This window comes from Mesorhizobium sp. M2E.F.Ca.ET.209.01.1.1 (assembly GCF_004010375.2).
Lineage (GTDB): Bacteria > Pseudomonadota > Alphaproteobacteria > Rhizobiales > Rhizobiaceae > Mesorhizobium.
This window is the reverse complement of sequence record NZ_SADP02000292.1, coordinates 1-400: the sequence shown is the minus strand read 5'-3', so window position 1 is coordinate 400 and position 400 is coordinate 1. Positions and strand designations below refer to the sequence as shown.

The 400-nt window shown below is 63.8% G+C and carries 1 pseudogene; it reads left to right on the top strand.

From position 1 onward, the window contains the following. Window positions 1-90: 90 nt before the first annotated feature. Window positions 91-400: pseudogene (locus EN852_RS35720) on the top strand (hypothetical protein); the annotation flags it as partial.

Below are 400 nucleotides of genomic sequence, written 5' to 3'. Positions count from 1 at the left end.
GCGTAACTCATCCGTGTATTCCGCGCTGGCACGCAGGCAATGCTTGCATGCAGAAGTGCTTAATATGCTGTCTTTGAAAAGGAGAGTGTCATGCGCAATATCGCTAAGAAAGTCGCCGCGACCCTTACCTTTGGCACGATTGTCGCCATCTTGGCCGTGCCTGCGAGCGCAGCGGGTTTGGGCGTCGGAGCAGGTGCATCCGTCGGCGGGTCCGGCGGCGCTAACGCCGGCGTCGGTGCATCTGTCGGCGGGTCTGGTGGCGTCAACGCTGGCGTCGGCGCGTCTGCAGGCGGTGATAGTGGCATCAATGCCGGTCTCGACGCCTCGGTTGGCGGGACGAACGGCGTGAACACCGGCGCGGCCGCGTCGGTCGTCGGTTCGAATGGGGTCGCCGCAAACG